A 4,105-nucleotide genomic window follows, 5' to 3' on the forward strand; every position below is an offset into this window, starting at 1 on the left:
AACCAGGAAAAGCGCCTGACGGCGGCGCGCAACCGGGTGCCGAACATCGTGTTCCTGGCGCTGTACGGCATCGCGCTGATCGCCGCCGCCTTCATCGGTTATGACCGCGGCCTGCAGGCGAGCCGCTCGCGGCTGCCGGTCGTCGTCATGGCGGTGCTGCTCGGAGCCGTCATCCTGCTGATCCAGGATCTGGACCGCTCGAGCCACGGGTTCATCACCGTCAACCAGCAGCCGATGCTGGACACGGCGGCGAGCCTCGCGGGGTACCCGGAGTAGAGCATTCGGGCATTCGCCCGACGTCGGCCTGACCTGCAGGTGAGCGCTCGGGCACGCACTCGACGACGCGCTTTGACGCCCCTGAGACGTGGGACTCTGTCGTTCACTCGACGCCGTTCTCGTTCTCCCGGCAATTGTCCCGGGGACGTTCCCGTACATCTGCACCGTGCACGTCTCCTTCGGCATGACCGGCTCGGTGGTCGTGTTGCCGGCCGGTGCGAGCACCACCTCCTCGACCCTGACACCGACCACCACCTCCAGCACCACCAGCACGACACCGCTGCCGCCGGCGCTCAAGTGCGAGGATGCGGCGATGAGGAAACTCGCCAGGCTCGGCGTGCCGATCGTCAAGTGCCACGCCAAGGCCGCCCGCCGTGCCTTCAAGCACAGGCCGTTCGACGAGGAGGCATGCGAGGTAGGGGCCGAGGCGCAGTTCGACCGGGCGTCACGAGGAACCGACCCGCACGGCGGTTTGCGGCCGATGTCAGAGTGACCCGTTGGCGCACGACGACCCGAAGCCGGCCGTCAGCCCGGCTCGATCGCTGCCGCGTTCCGGGGCTCGACGGGCGCGTGCCACGGGCGTGGCGGAGGCACGGGGGTTGCACCGCGGCTCACGAGGGACGCAGCGGGGTGGGAGGGTGCCGAGTCGTTCGTGAAAGAAGAGGAGACAAATGTCCGATGCGTTGCCTGGCTGCCGGCGAGGGAGCACCGCGGCCGAAGCCGCCGGGAGCCGACCGCTACGCCCTCTGGCCCGGCGGCGTCTGAGCCTGCTCGCCACCGGGCGAGCCTCTCTCGCCCGGGGATCGGACGTCGGTCGTTGATTCTCCGGCGGACGGGGCGATAGAAGCGACGCGGGTGGTCTCACCCGGGCGGCCGCGCCCGGGAGACGGACGATGAAGCTCGCGCGCAAGCTGACCCTCGCGCTCCTCGTGGGCGTGGTGGCCGTCATGGCCGGGTACGCGTACGTGCAGATCAGCCGCGAGATCGTCATCCTGGACGCCGACCTCGCCAAGGATGTGAAGTTCGGCCGCGGGGCCGCCGCCGCGCTCGAGGCGATCTGGGCGACGGACGGCGAGGCGCGGGCGAGGGAGATCCTGGGGCTCATCGACCGTCACGGGCCGGACGTGGTCCGTCTGCACTGGCACTCTCTCGAGGACCTGAAGGCGCATCCACCAGCCACGGTCTCCGCGACCGATATTCAGGCGCTCAAGCACCGCAACGTGATCACCCTGCGTCAGACGACGGGTGGCGAGTGGGTCCGCCGCATCTACGTGCCGATGTCGATTCCCGGAGCCCGGCCGGCCGTCATCGAAGTGGTCGAGTCCCTGCAGGCCGAGCACCGCTACCTCAACATGAACCGGCGGCACATCGCGCTCGCCACCGCCCTCGTCGCCGCCATGTGCGGCTTCATCGCGATGGGGCTCGGCTACTGGCTCGTCGGCCGGCCGATGGCGCAGCTGCGGGACCGGGCGCGAGCCATCGGTGCCGGGGACCTCACGGGCCGGGTGCGGGTGCGACAACACGACGAGATCGGGGATCTCGCCGCGGAGCTCGACGTCATGAGCGACCGCCTCGCCGCGACCCGGGAGCGGCTGGCCGCCGAGACCGAGGCGCGCATCGCGACCCTGGACCAGCTTCGTCACACGGATCGCCTGACGACCGTCGGCCGGCTCGCGGCGGGCGTTGCGCACGAGCTCGGGACGCCGCTCAACGTGATCTCCAACCGGGCCGGCAAGATCGTCGCGACGGAGGGTGCCGGGGGGCCGGCGATCGAGTACGCGCGTCTCATCCAGGAGCAGGCCGCCCGCATGGTCGTCGTCATCCGCCAGCTCCTGGATTTCTCCCGGCGACATGGACCCAAGCTCGGCCTCGCCAACCTGCGCACGCTCACGGCCCGGACGATCGATCTGCTTGCGCCGCTCGCCCAGAAGCATCGCGTGACGGTCGAGCTCACGGCGCCGGACGGGGAGTGGTTCGCACGCGTCGATCAGAATCAGGTGCAGCAGGCGCTCGCCAACGTCATCATGAACGGCATCCAGGCGATGCCCCACGGCGGCCGCCTGCTGGTCTCGATCGAGGCCTGCGAGGCCCTCAGTCCGGTGGACGGACCCGGCGGCTCGACGCGTCCGTACCTCCGCATCCGCATCGACGATCAGGGCGAGGGCATCGCCGCAGCAGACCTGCCGCACATCTTCGAACCGTTCTTCACGACCAAGGGAGTCGGAGAAGGGACCGGGCTCGGGCTGTCCGTCGCACACGGGATCGTGTCCGATCACGGCGGCTGGATCGACGTCCAGAGCGAAGTGGGAAAGGGGACGGGTGTCTCGATCTACCTCGCCGCCGCCGAGCCGGGGACGGTGGAGGCCGCCTCGTGACGGGACGCGTGCTGGTCGTCGACGACGATGCGAGCATGTGTGACATGCTCGTCTCGGATCTCGGCGAGCTCGGCTTCGCGGTGAGCGCGCGGACGTCGGCGGCCGCGGGCCTCGAGGCGCTCGCCCCGGGAGAGTTCGACGCCGTGGTGACCGACCTCAACATGCCGGGCATGGACGGGCTCGAGCTGTGCGGGCGGATCGTCGCCGCGCAGCCCGACGTGCCGGTGATCGTCATCACCGCGTTCGGGAGCATCGAGACCGCCGTGGCGGCGATCCGGGGCGGCGCGTACGACTTCGTGACCAAGCCGCTCGAGGTGGACGCCCTCGCGCTCGCGCTCGGCCGCGCGATCCAGCACCGCTCGCTCCGCGACGAGGTACAGCGGCTCCGCCGTGCGGTCGAAGAGGCCCGGCGTTTCGGGGCGCTGCTCGGCACCAGCCCGGCGATGCGACGGCTCTACGATCTGCTCGATCGGATCGTGGACTCCAACGCCTCCGTGCTGATCACGGGCGAGACGGGTACGGGCAAGGAGCTCGTCGCCCGAGCGCTCCACGACCGCGGGCGGCGCAAGGCCGGTCCGTTCGTCGTGGTGAACTGCGCCGCGCTCCCCGAGCCGCTGCTGGAGAGCGAGCTCTTCGGCCACGTACGCGGCGCCTTCACGGACGCCCACGCGACGCGCAAGGGTCTCCTCCTCCAGGCGTCGAGCGGCACGTTGTTCCTCGACGAGATCGGCGAGCTCCCCCTGGCGCTCCAGCCGAAGTTCCTGCGCGCGCTCCAGACGCGCGCCGTACGGCCGGTCGGCGGAAACGAGGAAGTCCCCTTCGACGTGCGCCTGATCGTCGCCACGAACCGCGATCTGGAAGCGGCCGTGGAGGAGCATCGCTTCCGCGAGGACCTCTACTTCCGCGTCAACGTGATCCCGGTGGAGGTCCCGCCGCTGCGGGCGCGTGGCGGCGACGTGCTGCTGCTCGCCCAGCACTTCATCGAGCGGTACGCCGCGCAGGCGGGCAAGCGCGTCGCGGGAATCGCTCCGGAATGCGCCGAACGGCTGCTCGCCTACGGCTGGCCCGGCAACGTGCGCGAGCTCGAGAACTGCATCGAGCGGGCGATCGCGCTGACGCGACAGGAGACGATCGGCGCGGACGACCTTCCCGAGAAGATCCGGGACTTCCGGCGCTCGCACGTCCTCGTCACGAGCGACGATCCCTCGGAGCTGCCGCCGCTCGAGGAGGTGGAGCGCCGCTACATCGTGCGGGTGGTCGAAGCCGTCGGCGGGAGCAAGACCATCGCCGCGCGCGTGCTGGGTCTGGGCCGGAAGACGCTCTACCGCAAGCTCGAGCAGTACAAGGTGGGCCGCAGCTCGCCGGGATCGTAGCTCCCGACGAGCCGACGGCCGGAGACGACGCGGCTCAATGGCTATTCTTCGGTGACCTCGACGCGCCGGTTCTGCGCCCGG

Annotated in this window: 3 protein-coding genes; all 3 read left to right on the forward strand. The window is 70.4% G+C overall.

Going from position 1 to position 4,105, the window contains the following annotated elements:
* Positions 1–442 precede the first annotated feature (442 nt).
* The 3 genes from E6J59_15410 (at position 443) to E6J59_15420 (ending at position 4,024) form a co-directional block, all read left to right on the forward strand.
* On the forward strand, positions 443–769 hold the full coding sequence (locus tag E6J59_15410; protein ID TMB17894.1) for a hypothetical protein: 327 nt from the start codon (positions 443–445) through the stop codon (positions 767–769).
* A gap of 400 nt (positions 770–1,169) precedes the next feature.
* Positions 1,170–2,651: a HAMP domain-containing histidine kinase gene (locus E6J59_15415; GenBank protein TMB17895.1), complete on the forward strand. Its 1,482-nt coding sequence runs from the start codon at positions 1,170–1,172 to the stop codon at positions 2,649–2,651.
* On the forward strand, positions 2,648–4,024 hold the full coding sequence (locus E6J59_15420) for a sigma-54-dependent Fis family transcriptional regulator (protein TMB17896.1): 1,377 nt from the start codon (positions 2,648–2,650) through the stop codon (positions 4,022–4,024). The genes E6J59_15415 and E6J59_15420 overlap by 4 nt, the downstream gene beginning before the upstream one ends.
* Positions 4,025–4,105: the final 81 nt, after the last annotated feature.

The sequence above is a fragment of the Deltaproteobacteria bacterium genome, from assembly GCA_005879795.1.
Taxonomy (GTDB): Bacteria; Desulfobacterota; Binatia; order DP-6; family DP-6; genus DP-6.